The sequence below is a fragment of the Mesorhizobium sp. M1143 genome (assembly GCF_040318435.1).
Classification (GTDB): domain Bacteria; phylum Pseudomonadota; class Alphaproteobacteria; order Rhizobiales; family Rhizobiaceae; genus Mesorhizobium.
This window is the reverse complement of sequence record NZ_JAMYMJ010000009.1, coordinates 83,875-104,835: the sequence shown is the minus strand read 5'-3', so window position 1 is coordinate 104,835 and position 20,961 is coordinate 83,875. Positions and strand designations below refer to the sequence as shown.

Genomic DNA, 20,961 nt, shown 5'->3' with positions numbered 1-20,961 from the left:
CGCTCCCGGATGCGGGCGAATGGTGGGCACGCCAGCGTTCACGCTGTTGCGCAAGCAGATGTCACCGGCTCGCCATGGCATGACAGAGATGCGATGTGGCAGTATCGGCTTGTGCGCCGGTCGCCACCCGTCATTCAGGACGACAGGTAATCATATTCCGTTGGAGCGCCAGATGACCCTATTCACCCGCCGCAGGCTTTTGAAAACGGCCGCGGTTGCCGGCGCTGGTGGGATCGGCCTTGCAGCGATGGCCAGGCTTGGTGGCTGGGCCGCGGCCGCACCGGAGCCGGTGGTTCTCAAGACGGCAAAGATCCAGGCCTGGTTCATGGATATCGGCCAGACCCGCGATGTGCTGACTTATGGAGAGGCCGGAATGCCGCCGGTGCTCAGGATGAAAAAGGGCGAGCCTTTCGCCGCCCGCCTCGTCAACGGCATCGACGATCCGACGACGATCCACTGGCACGGCATTCGCGTTCCAAACAAGATGGACGGCGTCCCCTTCCTGGTTCAGCCCTACGTCTACACCGGCGATCATTTCGACTACGCCTTCACCCCGCCCGACGCCGGCACCTTCTGGTATCACCCGCATTGCAACACGCTGGAGCAGATGGGCCATGGCCTCACCGGCGTGATCGTGGTCGAGAACCCCAACGATCCAAAATTCGACGCCGAAGCCGTCGTCAACCTGCGCGACTGGCGCCTCGGCGACGACGCGCAGTTCATCCAGCAATTCCGGCCGCGCGATGCCGCAAAAACCGGAACCTATGGCACGGTGCGCACCGCCAACTGGCTCGACCAGCCGCAATTCGACGCGCCGGCCGGCGGGTTGGTGCGGATGCGGGTCGCCATCACCGATGTCACCCGCATCTACGCCTTTCGCGTCGAGGGTGCGGAGGCCGCGGTCATCGCGCTCGACGGCAATCCGGTGCCGCAGCGTTTTGCGCCCGATGCCTTGCTGCTCGGACCGGGGCAGCGCATGGAGCTCGCCATCCGCATGCCTGACCAGGAGGGCGCGATCGTCAGCCTGGGCGACATCAGAGGCACCAAACCCAAGGTCCTCGCCACCTTGCGCGCCACCGGCAGCTCGCTCAAGCGCGATTTGCGAGACCTCGCACCGCTGGAGGCCAACCCAGTGCCGGAGGTGGATCTCGCCAGCGCGAAACACATCGCGCTCTCGCTCAGCGCCACGGCGGAAAACGTGCCGAGCGACAGCATATGCGGCACGCTAGGCTACTCCTTCTGGGCCATCAACAAGGTACCGTGGCCGGGCGACACGCCGGACCCGACCGCGCCTTTGGCCGAGCTGAAGCTCGGCAAAAACTATGTCATCGACATGGAGAATTTGACGCCGCAAGCGCATCCGATGCATCTGCACGGCATGAGCTTCAAGGTGCTGTCGTCGTCGACACGCCAGGTTCAGCCGGTCATCTCCGACACCTATCTCATGCAGCCCAACGAGAAGGTTCAGCTCGGTTTCGTCGCCGACAATCCCGGCGACTGGCTGCTGCACTGCCACATCATCGAACATCAGAAAACCGGCATGACGAGCTATATCAGGGTGGTTTGACGCCGAGGCGGGTCAATCAGCCTCTACCGGGGTTGGCCTCACCGGCCGGGCCTGTTGCCGGAGAAATTGCCGGTGTTCGCCGGTTTCGTTGGCAAAGCGGGGCCGTTCCCTGCTATTCCCGCCTGCAATCAAGAAGCCGTGGACACGCTTGCATGACCAATGTCGCCCTGACCGGACTGGCCCGCGATCTCGCCAGGCGCGCCGCCGAGGGCCGCCCGGTGCGCATCGGCGTCATCGGCTCCGGCGAAATGGGCACCGACCTGGTCACGCAAGGCATGCTGATGCCCGGCATCTCGGTCGCGGCCATCTCGACACGCCGCCCGCACACCGCCCGTGACGCCATCCGCATCGCCTATGGCGATGAGGCGATGGCGGTCGAGGCGGACAGGGGCTCGAAAGTCACCGCGGCGATCGAGGCGGGCAAAATCGCCATTACCACGAACGAGATGCTGGTCACCAATCCGCTGATCGACGTCGTCATAGACGCCACCGGCAAGCCTGGTGTCGCCGCCGATTTCGACTTGAAGGCGATGGAGCACGGCAAGCACCTGGTGATGATGAATGTCGAGGCCGACGTCACGATCGGCTGCTACCTCAAGCAGCAGGCAGACCGGCTCGGCGTCGTCTATTCGGTCGGCGCCGGCGACGAGCCGTCGAGCTGCATGGAGCTGATCGAGTTTGCCTCCGCGCTCGGCTACACCATCGTCTCGGCTGGCAAGGGCAAGAACAACCCGCTCAACCACGATGCCGTTCCGGATGACTATCGCGAGGAAGCCCTTCGCCGCAACATGAACCCGCGCATGCTGGTCGAGTTCGTAGACGGCTCGAAAACCATGGTCGAGATGTGCGCCATCGCCAACGCCACCGGGCTGGTGCCCGATGTGCCGGGCATGCACGGGCCCAAGGCCGACCGCGACCAGCTGGCCAAGGTGCTGATACCGCGCGCCGATGGCGGCATCCTGTCGAAGAAGGGTGTTGTCGACTACACGATCGGCAAGGGTGTGGCGCCGGGCGTGTTCGTCATCGTCGAGGCGACGCATCCGCGCATCGTCGAGCGCATGGACGATCTGCATATCGGCCACGGCCCCTATTACAGCTTCTTCCGGCCCTACCATCTGACCTCGCTGGAAGTGCCGCTGACGGCAGCGCGTATCATGCTCTACGGCCGCCCCGACATGGTGCCGCTGCCGAAGCCGGTGGCCGAGGTCTGCGCGGTCGCCAAGCGCGATCTCGCCATGGGCGAGACCTTCGATGCCATCGGTGAGACCTGCTACCGCTCCTGGACAATGACCGTCGAAGAGGCCCGCGCCGTCAGCGCCGTCGCGGTCGGCCTGCTCGAAGGCGGCAAGGTGCTGAAGCCGGTCAGGAAGGGCGAGCTCATCACCACCGACAACGCCACACCCGACCGCACGACCAGGCTGTTCGCTTTGCGCAAGCTGCAGGATGAGATGCTGTACGGGAGCTGAGATTGGATGACAGGCCAGTCGGGCTGGCCTTGTCATGACAACTCCCTATGTTGTAGTCGCACCGAACGGAGGCTTCCAGAATGAATCTCCAGATCAGAGACCCGCGCGCCCGTGACCTCGCCCGGCAGCTTGCCGAAAAGCGAAAGATTTCCTTGACCGAAGCGGTGATCGAAGCGCTCGAATCCGAGCTTCAGCGCGAACGTGAACGAGTTCCGCTGGCTGAGCGGCTGGCCGCCATATCGAACGATCTGAAGGCCAAGGCGGGAAGCGGCGGCAGGGATTTGACTAAGGATGAGATCGACGAGATGTGGGGACATTCCTGATGTTCATCGACACCTCGGTGGTGATCGCTGTCCTCGCCGGAGAGGAAGACGCCGCCGATTGGAGCCGCCGGATCGGGCAGGCCTCGATACGGATAACATCTCCGCTGGTCGTGCTCGAAGCGGCGATGCGGTTTTCGTCGAAGTTGGTGGTGGAGCCGCTCTCGCCGAAAGGGCAATAGGAGACTTCCTGCTCGAAGCCGCGATCGAGGTGGTTCCGATCGAAAGAGGTGATGCCAAGCTCGCGATCCAGGCTTTTTCGAACTATGGCAAAGGTCGCGGCCACCCGGCTCAGCTCAATCTCGCTGACTGCCTGTCATATGCCTCGGCAAAAAGCCGTGGGATGCCCTCGCTCTACAGAGGGAAAGGCTTTTCCCACACCGATCTGGCCTGATCCTACTCCCCCAGTTCCACGATTCGGTCAGCAGCTTCGTCAGCCGCTCCCGCCCAGCAGACCAAATGCTGCCGCGGTCGCGCCATGGGGCTGTTGACCTGCTCGCGCAACACGCCTGATCATTGCGCTCGTGCTGACGACGCAGACCATCGGCTGCCATTGTATGATCCATTCATATAGTCTGTCTTTTTGATCCGGGTTTTTCAAACGATGCCGAGATGCCAATCTCCGAACGATCAGTTGAACCCCATTGAGGTTGAAATCTTGCAAACCATTTGGACAAGACGCGAAACAATGAAAACCCTTCTGGCAACGGGCATGGTTGCCATGCTTCAGCCTCTGGCTTTTGCAGCCAAGGCCGCCGCCAAGCTGGAATGGACCTATTTTCAGGCTGACGAGAAGGGTTTCCGCCGCACGCCGGTGCTGCTGACCGGTGAGAAGGAAGCCATCCTCCTCGATGGCGGATTTACCCTGTCGGATGGCCGTGCGGTCGCGGATGCGATCAAGGCGACGGGCAAGACTCTGACCACGATCTACGTCAGCTGCAGCGACCCTGACTATTATTTCGGCCTGCGTCCCGTCGCGGATGAATTCCCCGGCGCCATGATCATCGCGGCCGCTGCGACGGTGGCTGCCATCAAAGCCAATGTGCAAGCCAAGCTGGATGTCTGGGGCCCGCAGCTCAAGGACAATGGACCGAAGGTCCTGGCGGATGTCGTCATTCCCGAGGCATCCGATATCACCTCACTTGAAATCGAAGGAAACAAGATCGAGATCGTCACCGTCGCCGATCTGAAAGACCGGCGGTATCTCTGGGTGCCCAGCCTTGAAGCGGTGTTCGGCGGCGTGCTGATCTCGTCCGGCGTACATGTCTGGGTTGCCGACGAGCCAACCGTAGACGACCGCAAGAAATGGATTGCCGCGCTCAACGAAATCGCGTCCCGCAAACCCAACATCGTGGTGCCGTCCCATCAGGTAGCCGGTGCACCGGACGGTCTGGCGGCCGTGGAATTCACCCGCGCCTACCTCGAAGCTTTCAATAAGGAAGCCGAAAAAGCGAAATCCAGCGTCGAGCTGATTACAGCGATGAAGCGGCGCTATCCCGATCTTCTTGACGTCTCGTCCCTGGAACTGGGCGCAAAGGTCGCCAAGGGTGAGATGAAGTGGGGCTGATACGGCCCCGCGAGCGTCTCGGCTACTTCCCCAATTCCACCGACCGCAGCCGCGCGGCTTCCACCGCCTCGGTCAGCAGCTTCGTCAGCCGGTCTTCGCCCATCAGCACGGCAAGGGCGGCTGCCGTGGTTCCGTTGGGGCTGGTCACCTGCTGGCGCAGGACGCCGGGCTCCTCGCCGCTTTCGGCAGCGAGTGCAGCAGCGCCATAGACGGTCTGCATGGCAAGCAGCCTGGCGGTCTCGACCGGCAGCCCCGCCTTCTCGGCTGCAACCGTCAGCGCCTCGATGAAATGGAAGATGTAGGCCGGACCGGACCCCGAAACCGCCGTCACCGCGTCCATCAGGCCTTCGTCGTCGATCGTCGTCACCACACCGCTCGCCGACAGCAGCTCGGCAACGAAACGCCTGATGTCGTCGGTCACCAGCGGGTTGGAATAGACCACCATCATGCCCTTGCCGATCGCGGCCGGCGTGTTGGGCATGCAGCGGATAACAGGCGCGAGATGGCCGAGGATGTGCTCGAAGGTGGCGACCGGCGTGCCCGCGGCGATGCTGACGAAGGTGGTCCTGCCGTCGCCGAAGCGCTTGTAGGCGGCGGTGACGTCGCGGATCACCTGCGGCTTGACGGCGATGACGACGAGGTCGGGCTCTGCGTCGGCGGGGATCCCGTTCGCGCCCGCGGCGACACTGCAACCGAGGTGCTCGGCGCGCTTGCGCAATTCGGCATTGGGCTCGACCACGAACACGGCTTGCGGGGCAAGCTTGCCGGATTTCAGCCAGCCCGCAAGCATGGCGTAACCCATATTGCCGCAACCGGCGAGAACAAGCCTGATCGTCATTGAGAGCCCTCCGAGACAAGGGTTCTCCTTAGACGCTAGCGGGCAGACGGGAAAGCCCCTCAAGGGGTGCTGGATCAGGCCAGCCGGTCAAGGTCGCCGGCGTACCGCGATCGGCCGCAGCGACACTTGCCGCAAGCCAAGCACGCCGAGCACGAAGAACAGCCACACCGGGTCGCCGCGATGGAAGAAGAAGGTTTCCAGGAACGCGTTCAGCGCCGTGAACAGCACCACCATCATGAAGAAGTCACCGAGATAGATGTTCTCCTTGCGCGGCGGGATGCGCATGTAGTCGCGCAGCGGCGCGATCACGAAAGTGTAGACGGCAACGCACAGCGCCGGGATGCCCATCAGCACCGCAATGTCGAGATAGCCGTCATGACCATGCACGATGGTCCGGATGTCCCAGGCCCGGTCGAAAGGCTGGTCCTGGCTCAGCAGCAGCGGCGTGCCCCAGAAGCTTTCATAGCCGTAGCCGGTCCAAGGCTTCTTCGCCAGCATCTCGCCGGAGAACTCCCACAGCGTCGTGCGCCCGGTATAGGTGAGGTCGGGGAAATAGGTGGCCGCCAGCTCTTCCACCGGCGGGATGAAGACGATGCCTAAGGTACCGATGGCCGTCGCAATGATCGCCAGTGCAAACAGGATCGGCGTGCCGAACCGCATGCCGATCAGGCCCGGCAGCACGACGATCAGGATCGAGAACGGCACCAGGCCGGCCGTCGTCTTGGATCCGGTGTGCAGCATGAAGATCATCGCCGCGCCGAAGATCGCCACGCCCCAGAATTTCTGGCCGCGCCGGAAGAGATAGAGGCCGGCGAAGCTGAAGCAGGCCATGATTGGTCCGGCAATGTTCTTGTGGGCGAACACACCACGCCACAGGCCGGCATGTTCGGGCTCCTGCGAATCGGCCGTATGCAGGGCCTCATGCGGAAAGACGATGAGGCCGATATAGGACAGGCCGATAACGACGATCGCGCAGAATATGATGACTTTCGAAAAACTGTCGGCATCGCGCGGCAGCACCAGGACCGTCGCTATCGTCAGAACGCCAAGCAGCGTGAAGAAGGCCGCGCGCATGGCCGAGGACGGGTCGGTCGCGTTGATGACCGAAAGCATGAAAAAGCCGAGCATCAGAATCCAGGACGGGCTGAGCAGCGAGCGCACCACCTTGGGGTCGGCGAACGTCAGCAGTGAGAAGATCGAAATGGCGCCGAGCGAACTGAAGCCGAGCTGGTTGACGATGTCGCCGCCGTCGCCGGTCAGTTCCGCGCCTGCCGGCTGAAACGGCCGGAACGACACGATGACGACGGCAAACAACAGCGCGGCAATCGCCGTCGCCACGCCGTCGCGGGTGACGATGCCGCCCAGCAGCAGCTCGTCAGTTCTTCTCAGGCTGCCTGTATTGCTCATTGGCGTATCCGAATTCGGCAAGCACGCGGCCGAGCGAGACATAGACGGGGTAAAGCGCCGTCGACAGCGATCCTGTCCGCGCCAATTTGATTGCGCCGCGCACGGGCGAGGCTATCAGCAGCGCCAGGCTTTTTGCAAACACCTTGGCGCCGGCGAATGGCGTGCCGGCGCGCTTCTTCTTTTCGACCAGCGTCGAGATTACACCGTTGCGTAAGGATCGGGCGCGGATCCAGTCAGCCTCGACGCGCCGGGCCGGAACGCCTTCGCGCACCTTTGCCTCGGCGCACCAGCCAAGCACGAAACCTTTCTGCGCCGAGCGGCTGAGGAAGTCGGAATCGCCGCCGCCCATGAAGTTGAACCGCAGGTCGAGGAAGGGTGGCCCCATGATGGTGAGCACATTGCGCCCGACCAGAAGGTTGCCCGAGGAATAGAGTGCGGCCACGCGCCCGGTCTGGCGATAGGGCGGCGCAAACACCGGGTGCTCGGCCCATTTGGCGTGAGCAGGATCGGTAAACACCGGCACTTGCGGGCCACCGACAATGTCGGCGCCAAGCGTCTCCGCCGTCCTGCACATGCGCTCCAGCCAGTCCGCGTCGGCGATCTCGTCATCGTCGATGACCAGCAGGTGGCGGAAATCCGGAAAATGCAGGATCGCCGTCTGCCAGCCAGCATTGTAGGCACTGCAATTGCCCCGCTCATGCGCGATGATGACCATGCCCTTCATATCGTCGCGTTCGAACAGCGGCACGGCCGCCTGGGCGCCCTCACGCGCCTCGGCCTCGTTTTCGATGACGATGACGGCGAAGCGCCGGCTGGTTTGCTGTGCCTTCAGCGACGCCAGCGTTTCGAGCAGCAGTTGCGGCCGCTTGAAGGTCGGCAGCGTGACGACGGCTTCCATCGTCTCTGCGGCGAGCCCCGGAGAGCGTCCCGCAATCGATACCGAACCGTCCGATGGCAAAGGGATCATCCGCTCCAGCCGCATGTTTTGAATCTGGCTTTCGATAACACCGCGACGATAACGTTTCGTTAATCACCTTTCGCAGCGGCGCCTGCCGGTCCGCGCCTTTCAGCCGTTGCGTTGCGTGATTTAATCAAGGGTTCACCCAGCTTTGCTAGTCGCTGACGCCTGGATAGGTGAGATGCATCTGCTGTTCGCCACATCGATCGTGCCCGACGGCGCTCTCGCTTCGGGCTATGAGATCGCCAATGCTGCGATCATCGCCGCCTTGCGGCGCGCCGGCGTGCGCGTCACCGTCATCGGCTTCATCTGGCCGGGCAAGGCGCCCAGCGACCCCGAAAACACCATCGTGCTCGGCGCCGTCGACGTGCGCACGGAAAGCGCCTCGGCGCGGCAGAAGCTCGCCTGGCTTGGCAAGGCGGTGCTGTCAGGGCTCACCTTCGCTTCCGTGAAGCTGCGCGCGGTTTCCGACAGCGAAGTCCGTGCCGCGATCGAGCGCGCCGGTCCCTTCGACGGCTATGTCCTGAATTCGGTGCAGTTCGCCGGCGCCTTTGACAAACTGTTCGCCGACCGTCCCTCGATTTTCGTCGCCCACAATGTCGAACATGGTTCGGCCAAAGAGAATGCGGCAGCAGCAAACAGTCGCTTCCAGCGCCTGCTGTTTGCCCGCGAGGCCAGGCTGCTCAAGACCATGGAGGAGCGGCTCTGCCGCCGGGCTCGCTTCGTCTTCACGCTGGCCGAGGAAGACCGCGCCGCACTCGGCGTTGCCAGCGACGACCGCTCGGCGGTGCTGCCGCTGGTGACCACTGCCACGGCGCCAAAGCCGGTCAAGCCGCGCCGCATCGATTGCGACGCGGCGCTGATCGGCACTTGGACCTGGCAGCCGAACCGCATCGGCCTCGACTGGTTCCTGGAAAAAGTCGTGCCGCATCTTCGCCGGAGCTTTCGCATCAGGGTCGCCGGCAACATGCCGTCGGATATCACCTCTGCCCATCCCGGTGTCGAATTTGTCGGCCGCGTGTCCGACGCCCAGAATTTCGTGCGCGGCGCCGCCGTCATTCCACTGATCAGCACCGCGGGCAGCGGCGTTCAGCTCAAGACCATCGAAACCTTCGAGCTCGGCCTGCCGTCGGTCGCCACCAGCCGTTCGCTGCGCGGCATCGATCATCGCCCGGCAAATTGCTTCGTCACCGACGATCCGGCCGCCTTCGCCGGCGCGCTGGAGGCAGCGGCGGCCGATGTCAAGGATGTCGATGGCAGCGCCTTTCACCGCCGGCAGATCAAGGCACTGGATGCCGCCATCAGGCTCGGCCTGGAAAAGCTCGGGTCGGTGGGGGAGGAGGTGTTTGCATGAACATGCACACCGCCCGCGCCGCCTTCGGGCTCGATACGCTGAAGACGATCCTTGGCATTTCGGTCCTTGCCATCGGCTGGGATGACGCGATCGCGCTGCTCGCTCGTCTGATTGCCGAGCGGCGCTTCACCAAGGTCAGTTTTCTCAACGCTCACAACGCCAACATCGCCTCTACCGATCCGGTCTTTGCCGAGGCGCTCGACGATTTCCTCATCCTGCCTGACGGCGTTGGCGTCGATCTGGCGGCAAAGCTGCTCTACGGCGCGCCGTTCCCGGACAATCTCAACGGCACTGATCTCATTCCGGCCTTTCTGCAGGCATCGGCGAGGCCGCTGACCGTCGGGTTGCTTGGCGCCACCCGCGCCAACGCCGAGGCGGCGTCGGTCAGGCTAGCCGCGCTGGCGGTGCAGCACGAATTCGTCGTCATCCATGACGGCTATTTCTCCCCCGCCGAAGAGCAGGCGATCGTCGATCGCATCGAGGCATTGCGGCCCGACGTGCTGCTTGTGGCCATGGGCGTGCCGCGCCAGGAATTGTGGATCGCCCGTCATATCGATGCCCGCCACTGCACGCTGCCGATCGCCGTCGGCGCGCTGCTCGATTTTCTCTCCGGCACGGTGCCGCGGGCGCCTCTGTGGATGCGCCAGCTGAGGCTCGAATGGTTGTTCCGTCTGTGCATCGAGCCCGGCCGGCTGTGGCGCCGCTACGTCGTCGGCAATCCGGTGTTCCTGCTGCGTGTCGTCAGGCAGAAATTCTCACATCGGCCCGAGCCCGCCGGAGAGTTGCGGTGAACAGCCGCGTCGTGCCGAGCCCTGCAGCCGAGACCGGTGCCCTGCCGCAAACGCCGACGGCGGCGGTGGTGACCGCCAGCTATGCGCCGGATTTCGAACGCTGCCGCCTGTTGTGCGAGACCCTCGACCGCCATGTCTCCGGCGTGGCGCATCATTACATTCTGGTCGAGCACCGCGACGTGGCGCTGTTTCGCCAGTTGGAAAACGACCGCCGCAGCGTTGTCGACGAGCGCGACCTGCTGCCGCGCTGGCTGCGTGTGTTCGACGATCCGATGAGCCTCTTTCGCCGTCGCATCTGGCTCAGTTTCAAGGCCCAGCCGCTGCGCGGCTGGCATGTGCAGCAGCTGCGCCGCATCGCCATCGCTGCGCATGCTGGAGAAGACGTGCTGGTCTTCTGTGATTCCGACGTCGCCTTCCTCAAGCCATTCGATCTGAGCGCCTTCTGGCGCGACGGCAAGGTGCGGCTGTTCCGGCGCGACGGCGTGCTGTCGAGCGACGGTCACGACGAGCATCGCATCTGGTCGCGCAATGCGGCCTCGGCGATTGGTATCGATGCATCCGAGGTTTCGAACCACGACTATATTTCGACGCTGATCGCCTGGCGCCGTCAGACCGTGACGGCGATGTGCGCCGAGATCGAGAAGGTGCACGCGCGCGGCTGGGTCGAGGTCATCGCTTCAGTGCGCCGGTTCTCCGAATGCATGATCTATGGCCGCTATGTCGACGATGTGCTGAAGCGCGCTGGCCATTTCCACGGCTCGGAGGAATTCTGCCGCGTGCACTGGACCGGCGAGGCGCTGTCGGATGACGAATTCCGCAGCTTCGTCGCCGCCATGGCACCGGGGCAGGTGGCGATCGGCATGCAATCCTTCATCGGCACCGATATCGGCCGCATCCGCCGCCTGATCGGATTGGCTTAGATTGCCTTGGCGGGCTTGCGCAGCGCCGAATAGGTCAGCAGCGCCGAGGCGAGATAGAGCAGCAGGAAGACGACATTGAGCGATACGACAAGCCTGGGCGTGTCGGCAATCGTGGTCAGCACATAGGTCAACAGCACCGCCTTCAGCCCCGCCAGCAGGCCGAGGTTGAGCGCCCTGAGCGCGGTCTGGCCGCGCGCGAACAGCAGCTCGGCCTGGTATTCGACCAGGTTGCGCAGTCCCGGCACGCCGATTGCCAATGCCACCAAGGGCGCCGCCTCGGCGACATTCCGGCCAAGTGCATTGGGGAAGAAATGCAGCACGATGCCGAGTGCGGCCAGCGCCAATGTCGATACCAGGAACACGCCGGCTTCGATACCGCTCTTGACCCGCAGTCGCGACAACAGCTCCGGCGACCGCATCATCTTCTGCACCAGCATCATCGAGAAGGTGCGGATCGGTATTGCCGTCAGGTCGACCAGCCGCATGATGATGGCATAGATGCCGGCCAGATGCGGCCCGCCGATCGCCAGGACGAGCAGCTTGTCGAATTCCGACTGCAGGTAGAACAGCACTTCGGCGCCGGCAACATAGATCGAATCGGCAAGCCGCCTGAGATAGAGCTCGGTGCGCAGCCTCAGCCGCTGGCGTGGATAATAGAAGCCGAAGGCCAGCAGCAGCGAGGCGGCGTTGGCGCCGATGTAGAACAATGACCAGATCCAGACGCTGTGCTGCCCCGACAGCATGAACAGCACGGCGCCCAGCGCACGGAACGCCGTGGTCACGATCGACAGCACCGCGGCGCGGCCGAATTTGCCGAGCCCGTTGTTGACGATCAGCACCACCTCGACCGGCCGCCACAAAAGCGCTTCGGCAAAGACGATTGCGGCAAAGACGGCCAGAGGCACGGTGCTGGCGAAGAAGATCAGGTAGACGCCCCAGGAGGCCGCCGCCAGCAGTGGTAAGGACACGGCGCCAAGCAAAAGGAAGCCGGCGGTGAAGGTGCCGATCAGATTGGGGCGGATGGTGGCTGTGCGGTAAAGCGCCGAGATGAAGCCGAAAGCGAGGATGCGCGACAGCATGACGCCGGCCGCCGAGGCGGTGGCGAACATGCCGAACTCGGCAATCGACAGCGTGTTGGCAAGTGCGATGAAATAGGCAAGCGAGAACACCAGCCGCCCGCCGGCGCCGCTGATGGCTGAAAGATAGTCGCGAACCAGCCCCCGTCTTTCGGCAAGGAAGGTGCCGATGCGGGCGAGTGTCCGCCTTTGCGGTATGTCGCTGGCCTGCGTCATATCGAGGAAAGCCGTAAGCCGGAAAGCTTAACGTGCGGTTCTGACGCCATTTTACAGATCCCGGCAATGCGTGGCGAAGCGAGAAACTTTCACTTGCAGACTTCGGAAATTAACCTTTTGTTTCCCATGCCTGTTTAGCGTGACTTAACGATTGGCCGACCGCCGCTCCCGCGCCGTCGAAGGTAAAGTTTCGAGACAATGGTCGACAGGGAAAACCGTGAAGACTGGAGGCGCGAGCGCTCCCTCCTGGCGCTCGGCAAAGCTGTGCGCGGCGATGAGGCGGCGGATGCGTCGGCGGTCTCGATCGGTGACCTGGTGGATCCGTCATGGCGCGAGGATGCCGCCACGCGTCACCGCATAGCCCGATCGCAACGCGAGGCGCGGTCGAATCCGGCGCCAACGTCACCGCCCGAGCCGCCGCAGTTCCAGGCCGACGGCGAACCCGTTTCGGCCGCCAGCGCGCGTGAGGAGCCTGTTTCCGGCCGGCGTCAGGAGCCTCGCTCCCGCGCGGCCTATGAGCCCCGCTCTTTCCACGAGCAGCAACCGGACCGCGACGACGATGACGGGCAGGAATGGAAACCGCTGATCGATCCGCTCCAGGTCGTCCGCGGCATTAGTCGTTCCAAGTTGCTGATCGTCTCGACGACGATATTGGGGACGGTGCTCGGCGTCGCCGTCGCCGTTTCGACACCGAAGAAATACGAAGCCACCACACAGATGGTCATCGAGCCAGGCGACCTGAAGCTTTCCGACAACGATCTCACCCAACCGGTCGGGCAGCCCGATGCGGCGCTGGCTGTTGTCGAAACCCGCATCAAGATGGTGACATCCGGCAAGGTCCTCGACAAGGTCGTGGCCGATCTCAATCTCGTCGACGATCCGGAATTCAACGGACAGGGCTCTGGCGGCCTTGGCGTCCTGTCGCTCATTCGCTCGATACTGTCGCGCCAGGATGGCCCTGGCGGCGGCGGTGAAGTGCGCCGCCAGGCGCTGGCGGTCGGCAATCTGGCCAAGAGCCTGTCGGTTGAGCGCAGCGGCAAGAGCTTTGTCGTTTCCATCAGCGCCACCACTCAAAGCGCCGACAAATCGGCGGAGATAGCCAATAGGACCAGGGACGTTTTCCAGCAGGAGGCGGCCCAATACCAGTTCGGGATGGCCGGGCGCGCGACGGACCAGCTGACGGCCAAGCTCGATGACCTGCGCAAGAATGTCGAGACAGCGGAGCGCAAGGTCGAGGATTTCAGGGCCACGCATGATCTCGTCGACGCGCAGGGCCATCTGATCAGCGACGACCAGATGCTGAAGCTCAACGAGCAGCTCTCAGTCACCCGGGCCCGTACGCTGGAACTCAATGCCCGGGCCGCGTCGGCGCGTTTGCTGGACGTCAATTCGGTCATCAACGGCACCTTGCCGGAAGAAATCAATTCCAACACGATGAGCGAACTGCGCGCGCAATATGCAGCTTTGAAGCAGGAGGCCGACCGCGCCGCCGTGCGTCTGGGACCGCGTCATCCCGAATACCAGGCGCTCAACGCCCAGCTCGGCGGCTCGCGCGAGCGCATCGCAGGCGAACTGCGCCGCATCGCCTCGTCGCTGCAGGTCGACTTGAAGCGCTCGGTCCAGCTTGAGCAGGATCTCGCTTCCCGCCTGGCTCAGGCAAAGGTCCAGAGCGGCGACGTCAACAGCGATCTGGTCAGCCTGCGCGAACTGGAGCGTGATGCCACGGCCAAACGCTCCGTCTACGAACAGTACCTTCTGCGCGCCAAGGAGACCGGCGAACAGCAAAACATCAACACCACCAACATCAATCTGATGACCCCCGCGCAACCGCCGGTCGAACCCAACGGACCGTCGCGGGCTGTAATAGCGATGGCCGGCCTGCTGCTCGGGCTTGCTTCGGGCATCGGTGTCGGCGCCATGCGCGGCGCCTTTGCCAGCCTGCACGGCGGTGCCAATTCGCGTTCGCGCGGCACAATGGACGAGCGCCGCCCTCCGGTCGAGGACAAGGTCTATCGCGCGCCGCTGCCTGTGGCGCCGCCACCGGCAGCACCTCCGGTGTTGCCGACCGCGGCCGCTCCCGCCCGGAGCCCAGGTCTGTTCGACGGACTGTTCTCGGCGATGCGCAAAGCCGCGCCGGGTAGCGGGACGTCAGGCGAACCCGTCGAGACCTACCGCGCCCAACCAGCCGCCGAATATACAAGGCCGGTGCAGGAGCCTGTGGGCTATCGCCAGCCGGACTTCCGGAACGAGGTTCCGCACGCCAATTCCCCTGCGCAGCAGCCTGGCTACGCGCAGCCTCGTCAGCCGGCTGACTATGCCTATTCGCAGGCTCAGCCGATGCCCGCGGCGTCCGGGCCGTGGTCTTCTCTGCAGCCCGCTGGGGCGGCGCCGGAAGACCAGCAGGCGCAAATCGACGATATCCGCGCCAGCCTGCGCGAATTTCGCGAAGCGGTGCGCGAACTCACCGAAAGCCGTTCGCACCGCCGCTATTTCTGAGCAATTCCAGGAAAAGTGTGAAACGGTTTTCCCGGGAAAAGCGCGTAGCGCGCTTTCCCTTGGGAATTGCGTCAAAACAAGAAATAGAGCGGTTCAGCCTTTCCGTGAAAGGATGAGTCGCTCAGAGCCCGTCAGCACAGAATAAAAGCTGCCGGTTTCGAGTTTACGGCATGTGACGGCGCTTTGACGGGATTGCTTAGGCCAAATTTCGTGACAATGCCGCGCAGCATGGCGCCCAAAAAGCGCTGCCGTCGGGCTTTACCCGAATGGGCGGAACGTTTGGAACAACGACATGCACGAAGCAACGTTCAAGGCGCGCGCCGCGCCTTGGCTGGAATGATGTCGAGGATGGTTCATGGCCGAAGTGATTGACGGAAAGATCGTCGCCGCAGACGTGGTTCAGAAGGTCAAGGCCTTGACCGAGGACCTGGTCGCCAAGGGAAAGGCCCAGCCCGGCTTAGCGGTGGTCATCGTCGGCGAGGATCCGGCAAGCCAGGTCTATGTCGCGTCGAAGTCGCGCACCGCCAAGGAATGCGGCTTTCATTCGCTGCAGCACACGCTGCCGGCCGACACGTCCGAAGCGGCACTGCTGAAGATCATCGGCGAACTCAACGCCGATCCGGCCATCAACGGCATTCTGGTGCAGCTGCCGCTTCCCGCCCATATCGATGCCGGCAAGATCATCCAGGCCATCGCACCGCAAAAGGATGTCGACGGCTTTCATTTCATCAATGTCGGCAAGCTCGGCACCGGCGAACTCGAAACAGCCTTCGTGCCCTGCACGCCGGCCGGCTCCATGCTTTTGATCGAACGCGTGCGCGGCAAGGATCTTTCCGGCCTCAACGCGGTCGTCGTCGGCCGCTCCAACATCGTCGGCAAGCCGATGGCAAATCTGTTGCTTGCCGCCAACTGCACCGTCACCATCGCCCACAGCCGCACCAAGGATCTGCCGGCACTGGCCCGCACAGCCGACATTCTGGTTGCCGCCGTCGGCCGGCCCGAAATGATCAAGGGCGACTGGGTCAAGCCCGGCGCCACCGTGATCGATGTCGGGATTAACCGCATTGCCGCACCCGAGAAGGGCGAAGGCAAAACCCGCCTCGTCGGCGATGTAGCCTATGCCGAAGCGGCCAAGGCCGCCGGCGCCATCACCCCCGTGCCCGGCGGTGTCGGACCGATGACCATTGCCATGCTGATGGCCAATACGTTAGCCTCAGCCTACCTTGCGGCCGGCTTGAAGCGGCCTTCCTTCTGACCCAGAAAGCAGCTTCTTTGCCGAACCTTACTATACCCTCTGAACGGCCGGTCGTGGATGATCCCGTTCAAGGGGGCCGGCAATTCGCGTTCCTGCTGGTCGACAAGTTTTCGATGTTTTCGCTGGCAGCGGCGATCGATACCTTCCGCTCGGCCAACCGCCTGCTCGGCCGCGATTTCTATGGCTGGACGACGGTCTCGGCCGACGGCGATCCCGTCATGGCCTCCAACGGCCTGCCGCTCAAGATCGACTATGCCGTCGCCGATTTGCCGCCCGTCGATATCCTGTTCGTGTCGGTGGGCCTGTCGGTCGAGTTCCCCGGCAAGAGCAAGGTGCTGGCGGCGCTGCGCAGCTGGGGCCGGCGCGGCAATGCGCTCGGCGCGCTGTCGGTGGGCTCTTACCTCCTGGCCGAAGCCGGTCAGCTCGAAGGTTATCGCTGCACCATTCATTGGGAAAACCGCGCCGGCTTCGTCGAGCGCTTTCCCGACATCAACTGCACCGGCAACGTCTTCGAGATCGACCGCAAGCGCTACACCTGCGCCGGTGGCACGACCTCGATCGACCTGATGCTGGAGATCGTGCGTGGCGACTTCGGCTCGAACCTCGCCAACGGCGTTGCCAACCAGTTCCAGCATGAGCGCATCCGCTCCGCCGGCGACCGCCAGCGCGTCGGGCCGGAGCGCGACCTGACCGGCAAGTCGGAGAAGCTAAGGCGCATCGTCGAACTGATGGCCGACCATCTCGACGAGCCGCTATCAGCCGTGCAGCTTGCCAAATCGGCGGGCCTGTCGGTGCGCCAGGTCGAGCGCTTGTTCCTGCGCCATTTGAGCGTCACGCCCGGTCGTTACTACATGCGGCTCAGGCTTGAGCGGGCGCGCGAACTGCTGCGCCAGACCAACATGCCGATCCTCGACGTGGCCATTGCCACCGGCTTTACCTCGCACTCCTATTTCGCGCAGAGCTATCGGCTGCAATTCGGCCGGCCCCCTTCCGAAGAGCGCCGCACCACGTACTGACGCGGTGCTTAGCCGGCCTCGGAACAGGCCTCGGCCGGCGCCGATCCTGTTACACGGCAACCGTTCGTGACCCGCTCCGGGGCTTGTGCCCGGACGCGGCGTCAAATAGCTTGCCGCCGCATATAAGAGGGCGGCCTCAAGGAGATTTCCATGGCGGGACTTTTGCGGAGCGTCGCTGCGGCGCTGCTCCTTTTGTCGATGACTTCGCTCGGCTTTGCCGCCAACAAGGTTATCATCATTCTTGACGCTTCAGGCTCGATGTGGGCCCAGATCGACGGCAAGCCGAAGCTCGAGATCGCGCGCGAATCGCTGAGGACCGTACTGCAGTCGGTCCCGGGCGACGACGAGATCGGCTTCATGGCCTATGGCCACCGCGAAAAGGGCAGCTGCGACGACATCGAGCTGATCGTGCCGCCGCAAGCCGGCTCGGCTAGCGCCATTTCGGCCGCTGCCGACAGCCTGAAATTCCTCGGCAAGACGCCGCTGACCGCAGCCGTCAAGCAGGCGGCCGAAGCTCTGAAATACACCGAGGACAAGGCGACCGTGGTTCTCATCACCGATGGGCTTGAAACCTGCGAAGGTGACCCGTGCGCGCTGGGCGGGGAACTGGAGGCCTCAGGCGTCGATTTCACCGTCGACGTCGTCGGCTTCGGCCTGACCGCTGACGAGGGCAAGCAGATTGCCTGTCTCGCCGACAACACCGGCGGCAAATATATCCAGGCCTCGGACGAGAAGGCGCTGCAGCAAGCACTGATCGAAACCGTCGCCGCGCCGGCACCTGAACCCGCACCGGCGCCAGCGCCAGCTCCAGCCCCCGAACCGGCAAAGCCCGAATTCAATTTCGTCCCAAGCGTGGTCATGGCGGATGGCGGCGATCCGATCACCGACGGCAATGCCTGGGAGGTCTACAAGGCCAAGGCCGATGGCACGCGCGGCGAGGCCGTCACCACCCAGTACAACAACTACGAGGCCAATCTCGAGCCGGGCGACTATGTCGTCGTCGCGCGCGCCGACGAAGCTCGGGCGGAACAGAAGGTCAAGATCGAGGCGGGCCAGGTCTACAAGCCGCTCTTCACCTTGAACGCCGGCACCATGCTCATCCATCCGAAGCCAAGCCAGGGCGCCGAGATCAGTGACGAAGCCCATGTCGATTTCGCCTTCCCGGGCGGCAGCACCACCCACTATGGCGACACCAGGATCATCGTGCCGGCTGGTGAGCAGAAGGTGACGGTTGCGATCGGCAGCGGCTCGGTGACCGAGAACATCCAGCTCGCCGCCGGGCAGACTGTGGAAAAAGACATAGTCGTCGGCGTCGGCCATGCCGCCGTCAACGCCTACTACACTGCAGGCGGCGACAAGGCCGACTCCTCGGGCATCAGCGTCCAGATCGTCAAGGCCAAGAAAAAGATCGACGGCTCGCGTGACGATGTCGCCCACTCCTATGGGCCCGACAGCAAATTCTGGCTGCCGCCGGACGACTATGTCGCGGTCACCTCGCTTGAGCTCGCAACCGTCGAGCAGCCTTTCAGCGTCAAGGTTGGCGACGTCAAGGACGTCAAGGTGACACTCGATGCCGGCGTGCTGGTGATGTCGGCGCCGGGCGCCTATTCGATCGAGGTGCTGTCGTCAAAGAAGGATATCCAGGGCAACCGCAAGGCGCTCGGCCTGAACTATGGCGACACCTGGCAGCAGACTATCCCGGCCGGCGACTATGTCGTCCTCCGCCACATGTCCGATCAAGGCCATGACAAGGAAATGCCGGTGACGGTCAAGGCCGGCGAACGGAGCGAGATTACGGTTCAGCCGTAATCTCCATCCATCCCTCACCAAAGGGCGGCCTCAAACCGAGCTCGAGCCGCCCTTTTTACAAAATAGGCAATGATGCCTCAGGCAGTGCCGAAAGCACTGGCGCCATGGTCGGCGCGGCCGACCAACTGGCGGAAACCGGCGAACAGCTCGCGGCCGAAACCGAACTCGTTGCCGATGAGATCGATGTCGGCCGTGCGGCGCAGCGCGAGCTCGGGCCCCGGCACCAGCACTTCCAGCGTGCCGGCATCGGCGTCGAGCCGGATGATGTCGCCGTCATGGATCCTGGCGATCGGTCCTTCCTCGACCGCTTCCGGCGTTACATGGATCGCCGCCGGCACCTTGCCGGAAGCGCCAGACATGCGCCCGTCCGTGACCAGCGCGACGCGCTGGCCGCGATCCTGCAGGATGCCGAGCACGGTTGTCAGCTTGTGCAGTTCCGGCATGCCGTTGGCCTTCGGGCCCTGGAAGCGGATGACGGCAATGAAGTCGCCGGTCAGCGTGCCGGCCTTGAAGGCTTCGTTGAGGCCTTGCTGGCTGTCGAACACCTTGGCCGGCGCCTCGATGACGCGGCGTTCCGGCTTCACGGCGGAGGTCTTGATGACGGCATGGCCGAGGTTGCCCGCAAGCACCTTCAGGCCGCCGGTCGGCTGGAAGGCTTTCTTGAACGGTGCCAGCACCTTCTCGTCGCCGCTCTGCAGCGGCGAGGCTTCACGCACGACGCCGCCATCTTCGCCGAGCCGGGCCTCGACCGCATAGGGCCTCAGGCCTTCGCCCCATACCGTCTGCACATCCTCATGCAGGATGCCTTCGTCGAGCAATTCGCGGATCAGGAAGCCGAGCCCGCCGGCGGCATGGAAATGGTTCACGTCGGCAAGCCCGTTCGGATAGACGCGCGCGAGAAGCGGCACCGCTTCCGACAGGTCGGAAATGTCCTGCCAGGTAAGCGTGATGCCGGCCGCCGCGGCCATGGCGATGAGATGGATGGTGTGGTTGGTAGAGCCGCCGGTGGCGTGCAGGCCGACGACGCCATTGACCAAAGAGCGCTCGTCGATCATGCGGCCGACCGGCGTGTAGGCGTTGCCGAGCGCGGTGATCGCCAGGGCTCGCCTGGTCGCCTCGCGCGTCAGCGCGTCGCGCAGCGGCGTGCCTGGATTGACGAAGGACGCGCCGGGCGTATGCAGGCCCATGATCTCCATCAGCATCTGGTTGGAATTGGCGGTGCCATAGAACGTGCAGGTGCCCGGCCCGTGATAGGATTTGGACTCCGCTTCGAGCAGTTCTGCGCGTCCGGCCTTGCCCTCGGCATAGAGCTGGCGGACCTTGGCCTTCTCGTCATTGGGGAGGCCCGTCGTCATCGGCCCTGCCGGCACGAACACCGCCGGCAGATGGCCAAAGGTGAGGGCTGCAATCACCAGCCCCGGCACGATCTTGTCGCAGACGCCGAGATAGACGGCGGCGTCGAACATGTTGTGCGACAGGCCGATCGCCGCCGACATGGCGATCACGTCGCGCGAAAACAGCGACAGCTCCATGCCGGGCTGTCCCTGGGTCACGCCGTCGCACATGGCGGGCACGCCGCCGGCCACTTGCGCGATGCCGCCAACTTCCTTCGCGGCTTCCTTGATCAGCGCCGGGAAGGTTTCGAAGGGCTGATGCGCCGACAGCATGTCATTGTAGGAGGTTATGATGCCGAGGTTCGGCACCTTGTCGGCGCCGAGCGCCAGCTTTTCAGACGGGCTGCAGACGGCAAAGCCATGCGCGAGGTTGCCGCAAGACAGGACGCCCCGGTTGGCGGTGCGGCTGGACGCCTCGGCGATGCGGCCCAGATAGCGCTCGCGGCCGGCTTTCGAGCGTTGGCGGATGCGTTCCGTGATGGCTTCGATGTCGCGTCTGGCTGTCATGGTC

The 20,961-nt window shown here is 63.9% G+C and carries 18 protein-coding genes; 13 read left to right on the top strand and 5 right to left on the bottom strand.

What is annotated here, in order from left to right; all coding sequences use genetic code 11:
- Positions 1 to 172: 172 nt before the first annotated feature.
- The 6 genes from NKH35_RS09970 to NKH35_RS09945 all read left to right on the top strand — a co-directional run bounded on the left by NKH35_RS09970 (position 173) and on the right by NKH35_RS09945 (position 4,920).
- Complete coding sequence (locus tag NKH35_RS09970; protein WP_352914321.1) at positions 173 to 1,567, top strand: multicopper oxidase family protein; 1,395 nt, start codon at positions 173 to 175, stop codon at positions 1,565 to 1,567.
- 152 nt (positions 1,568 to 1,719) lie between these two features.
- Positions 1,720 to 3,033 (top strand): NAD(P)H-dependent oxidoreductase, encoded by a 1,314-nt coding sequence (locus NKH35_RS09965; RefSeq protein ID WP_023732375.1) that lies wholly within the window; start codon positions 1,720 to 1,722, stop codon positions 3,031 to 3,033.
- 80 nt (positions 3,034 to 3,113) lie between these two features.
- Positions 3,114 to 3,356 (top strand): type II toxin-antitoxin system VapB family antitoxin, encoded by a 243-nt coding sequence (locus NKH35_RS09960; RefSeq protein ID WP_023689347.1) that lies wholly within the window; start codon positions 3,114 to 3,116, stop codon positions 3,354 to 3,356.
- Positions 3,356 to 3,535, top strand: a complete 180-nt coding sequence (locus NKH35_RS09955; protein ID WP_280940043.1) for a type II toxin-antitoxin system VapC family toxin — start codon at positions 3,356 to 3,358, stop codon at positions 3,533 to 3,535. Before NKH35_RS09960 ends, NKH35_RS09955 begins: the two co-directional genes overlap by 1 nt.
- 29 nt (positions 3,536 to 3,564) lie before the next feature.
- Positions 3,565 to 3,747: a PIN domain-containing protein gene (locus tag NKH35_RS09950; protein ID WP_280940042.1), complete on the top strand. Its 183-nt coding sequence runs from the start codon at positions 3,565 to 3,567 to the stop codon at positions 3,745 to 3,747.
- A gap of 273 nt (positions 3,748 to 4,020) precedes the next feature.
- Positions 4,021 to 4,920, top strand: a complete 900-nt coding sequence (locus NKH35_RS09945) for an MBL fold metallo-hydrolase (protein ID WP_352914354.1) — start codon at positions 4,021 to 4,023, stop codon at positions 4,918 to 4,920.
- A 22-nt stretch (positions 4,921 to 4,942) separates the two neighbouring features.
- Here NKH35_RS09945 and proC read toward each other — a convergent pair whose 3' ends face one another.
- The 3 genes from proC to NKH35_RS09930 form a co-directional block, all read right to left on the bottom strand.
- On the bottom strand, positions 4,943 to 5,758 hold the full coding sequence (gene proC / locus NKH35_RS09940) for a pyrroline-5-carboxylate reductase (RefSeq protein WP_023732373.1): 816 nt from the start codon (positions 5,756 to 5,758) through the stop codon (positions 4,943 to 4,945).
- Positions 5,759 to 5,845: 87 nt separating this feature from the next.
- Entirely contained in the window at positions 5,846 to 7,165 is a 1,320-nt protein-coding gene (locus tag NKH35_RS09935; protein WP_352914317.1) for an O-antigen ligase family protein, read from the bottom strand.
- Positions 7,134 to 8,132 carry a glycosyltransferase family 2 protein gene (locus NKH35_RS09930; RefSeq protein WP_023692395.1) on the bottom strand — a complete coding sequence of 333 codons (999 nt, stop codon included), beginning with the start codon at positions 8,130 to 8,132 and terminating at the stop codon, positions 7,134 to 7,136. The genes NKH35_RS09935 and NKH35_RS09930 overlap by 32 nt, the downstream gene beginning before the upstream one ends.
- Before the next feature lie 172 nt (positions 8,133 to 8,304).
- Between NKH35_RS09930 and NKH35_RS09925 the strand changes: the two genes are divergently transcribed.
- Genes NKH35_RS09925 through NKH35_RS09915 form a run of 3 tightly spaced genes read left to right on the top strand, consistent with a single transcriptional unit; the run spans position 8,305 to position 11,188 of the window.
- Positions 8,305 to 9,477 (top strand): glycosyltransferase, encoded by a 1,173-nt coding sequence (locus NKH35_RS09925; RefSeq protein WP_023732371.1) that lies wholly within the window; start codon positions 8,305 to 8,307, stop codon positions 9,475 to 9,477.
- Complete coding sequence (locus tag NKH35_RS09920) at positions 9,474 to 10,268, top strand: WecB/TagA/CpsF family glycosyltransferase (RefSeq protein ID WP_023681898.1); 795 nt, start codon at positions 9,474 to 9,476, stop codon at positions 10,266 to 10,268. Before NKH35_RS09925 ends, NKH35_RS09920 begins: the two co-directional genes overlap by 4 nt.
- On the top strand, positions 10,265 to 11,188 hold the full coding sequence (locus NKH35_RS09915) for a DUF6492 family protein (RefSeq protein WP_023681897.1): 924 nt from the start codon (positions 10,265 to 10,267) through the stop codon (positions 11,186 to 11,188). Before NKH35_RS09920 ends, NKH35_RS09915 begins: the two co-directional genes overlap by 4 nt.
- Here the strand turns inward: NKH35_RS09915 and NKH35_RS09910 are convergent.
- On the bottom strand, positions 11,185 to 12,480 hold the full coding sequence (locus NKH35_RS09910; protein WP_023681896.1) for a lipopolysaccharide biosynthesis protein: 1,296 nt from the start codon (positions 12,478 to 12,480) through the stop codon (positions 11,185 to 11,187). The two genes, NKH35_RS09915 and NKH35_RS09910, sit on opposite strands and share 4 nt — an antisense overlap.
- Before the next feature lie 198 nt (positions 12,481 to 12,678).
- On the opposite strand from NKH35_RS09910, the gene NKH35_RS09905 reads away from it, so the two are divergent.
- The 4 genes from NKH35_RS09905 (at position 12,679) to NKH35_RS09890 (ending at position 19,056) form a co-directional block, all read left to right on the top strand.
- Positions 12,679 to 14,976: a GumC family protein gene (locus NKH35_RS09905; protein ID WP_352914313.1), complete on the top strand. Its 2,298-nt coding sequence runs from the start codon at positions 12,679 to 12,681 to the stop codon at positions 14,974 to 14,976.
- A 355-nt stretch (positions 14,977 to 15,331) separates the two neighbouring features.
- On the top strand, positions 15,332 to 16,231 hold the full coding sequence (folD, locus tag NKH35_RS09900) for a bifunctional methylenetetrahydrofolate dehydrogenase/methenyltetrahydrofolate cyclohydrolase FolD (protein WP_023669302.1): 900 nt from the start codon (positions 15,332 to 15,334) through the stop codon (positions 16,229 to 16,231).
- A 17-nt stretch (positions 16,232 to 16,248) separates the two neighbouring features.
- Entirely contained in the window at positions 16,249 to 17,247 is a 999-nt protein-coding gene (locus NKH35_RS09895) for a GlxA family transcriptional regulator (RefSeq protein ID WP_032888631.1), read from the top strand.
- A 150-nt stretch (positions 17,248 to 17,397) separates the two neighbouring features.
- On the top strand, positions 17,398 to 19,056 hold the full coding sequence (locus NKH35_RS09890; RefSeq protein WP_023692388.1) for a vWA domain-containing protein: 1,659 nt from the start codon (positions 17,398 to 17,400) through the stop codon (positions 19,054 to 19,056).
- A 77-nt stretch (positions 19,057 to 19,133) separates the two neighbouring features.
- Here the strand turns inward: NKH35_RS09890 and edd are convergent, their stop codons facing one another.
- Positions 19,134 to 20,957, bottom strand: a complete 1,824-nt coding sequence (gene edd / locus NKH35_RS09885; protein ID WP_023692387.1) for a phosphogluconate dehydratase — start codon at positions 20,955 to 20,957, stop codon at positions 19,134 to 19,136.
- Positions 20,958 to 20,961: the final 4 nt, after the last annotated feature.

Excerpts from the sequence above, each read along its gene's own strand:
- NKH35_RS09890 (WP_023692388.1), top strand. The coding sequence starts at position 17,398 with ATGGCGGGACTTTTGCGGAGCGTCGCTGCGGCGCTGCTCCTTTTGTCG.
- NKH35_RS09920 (WP_023681898.1), top strand. The coding sequence starts at position 9,474 with ATGAACATGCACACCGCCCGCGCCGCCTTCGGGCTCGATACGCTGAAG.
- NKH35_RS09970 (WP_352914321.1), top strand. The coding sequence starts at position 173 with ATGACCCTATTCACCCGCCGCAGGCTTTTGAAAACGGCCGCGGTTGCC.
- NKH35_RS09910 (WP_023681896.1), bottom strand. The coding sequence starts at position 12,480 with ATGACGCAGGCCAGCGACATACCGCAAAGGCGGACACTCGCCCGCATC.
- NKH35_RS09965 (WP_023732375.1), top strand. The coding sequence starts at position 1,720 with ATGACCAATGTCGCCCTGACCGGACTGGCCCGCGATCTCGCCAGGCGC.
- NKH35_RS09935 (WP_352914317.1), bottom strand. The coding sequence starts at position 7,165 with ATGAGCAATACAGGCAGCCTGAGAAGAACTGACGAGCTGCTGCTGGGC.
- edd (WP_023692387.1), bottom strand. The coding sequence starts at position 20,957 with ATGACAGCCAGACGCGACATCGAAGCCATCACGGAACGCATCCGCCAA.
- folD (WP_023669302.1), top strand. The coding sequence starts at position 15,332 with ATGGCCGAAGTGATTGACGGAAAGATCGTCGCCGCAGACGTGGTTCAG.
- NKH35_RS09960 (WP_023689347.1), top strand. The coding sequence starts at position 3,114 with ATGAATCTCCAGATCAGAGACCCGCGCGCCCGTGACCTCGCCCGGCAG.
- proC (WP_023732373.1), bottom strand. The coding sequence starts at position 5,758 with ATGACGATCAGGCTTGTTCTCGCCGGTTGCGGCAATATGGGTTACGCC.
- NKH35_RS09930 (WP_023692395.1), bottom strand. The coding sequence starts at position 8,132 with ATGATCCCTTTGCCATCGGACGGTTCGGTATCGATTGCGGGACGCTCT.
- NKH35_RS09905 (WP_352914313.1), top strand. The coding sequence starts at position 12,679 with ATGGTCGACAGGGAAAACCGTGAAGACTGGAGGCGCGAGCGCTCCCTC.
- NKH35_RS09925 (WP_023732371.1), top strand. The coding sequence starts at position 8,305 with ATGCATCTGCTGTTCGCCACATCGATCGTGCCCGACGGCGCTCTCGCT.
- NKH35_RS09955 (WP_280940043.1), top strand. The coding sequence starts at position 3,356 with ATGTTCATCGACACCTCGGTGGTGATCGCTGTCCTCGCCGGAGAGGAA.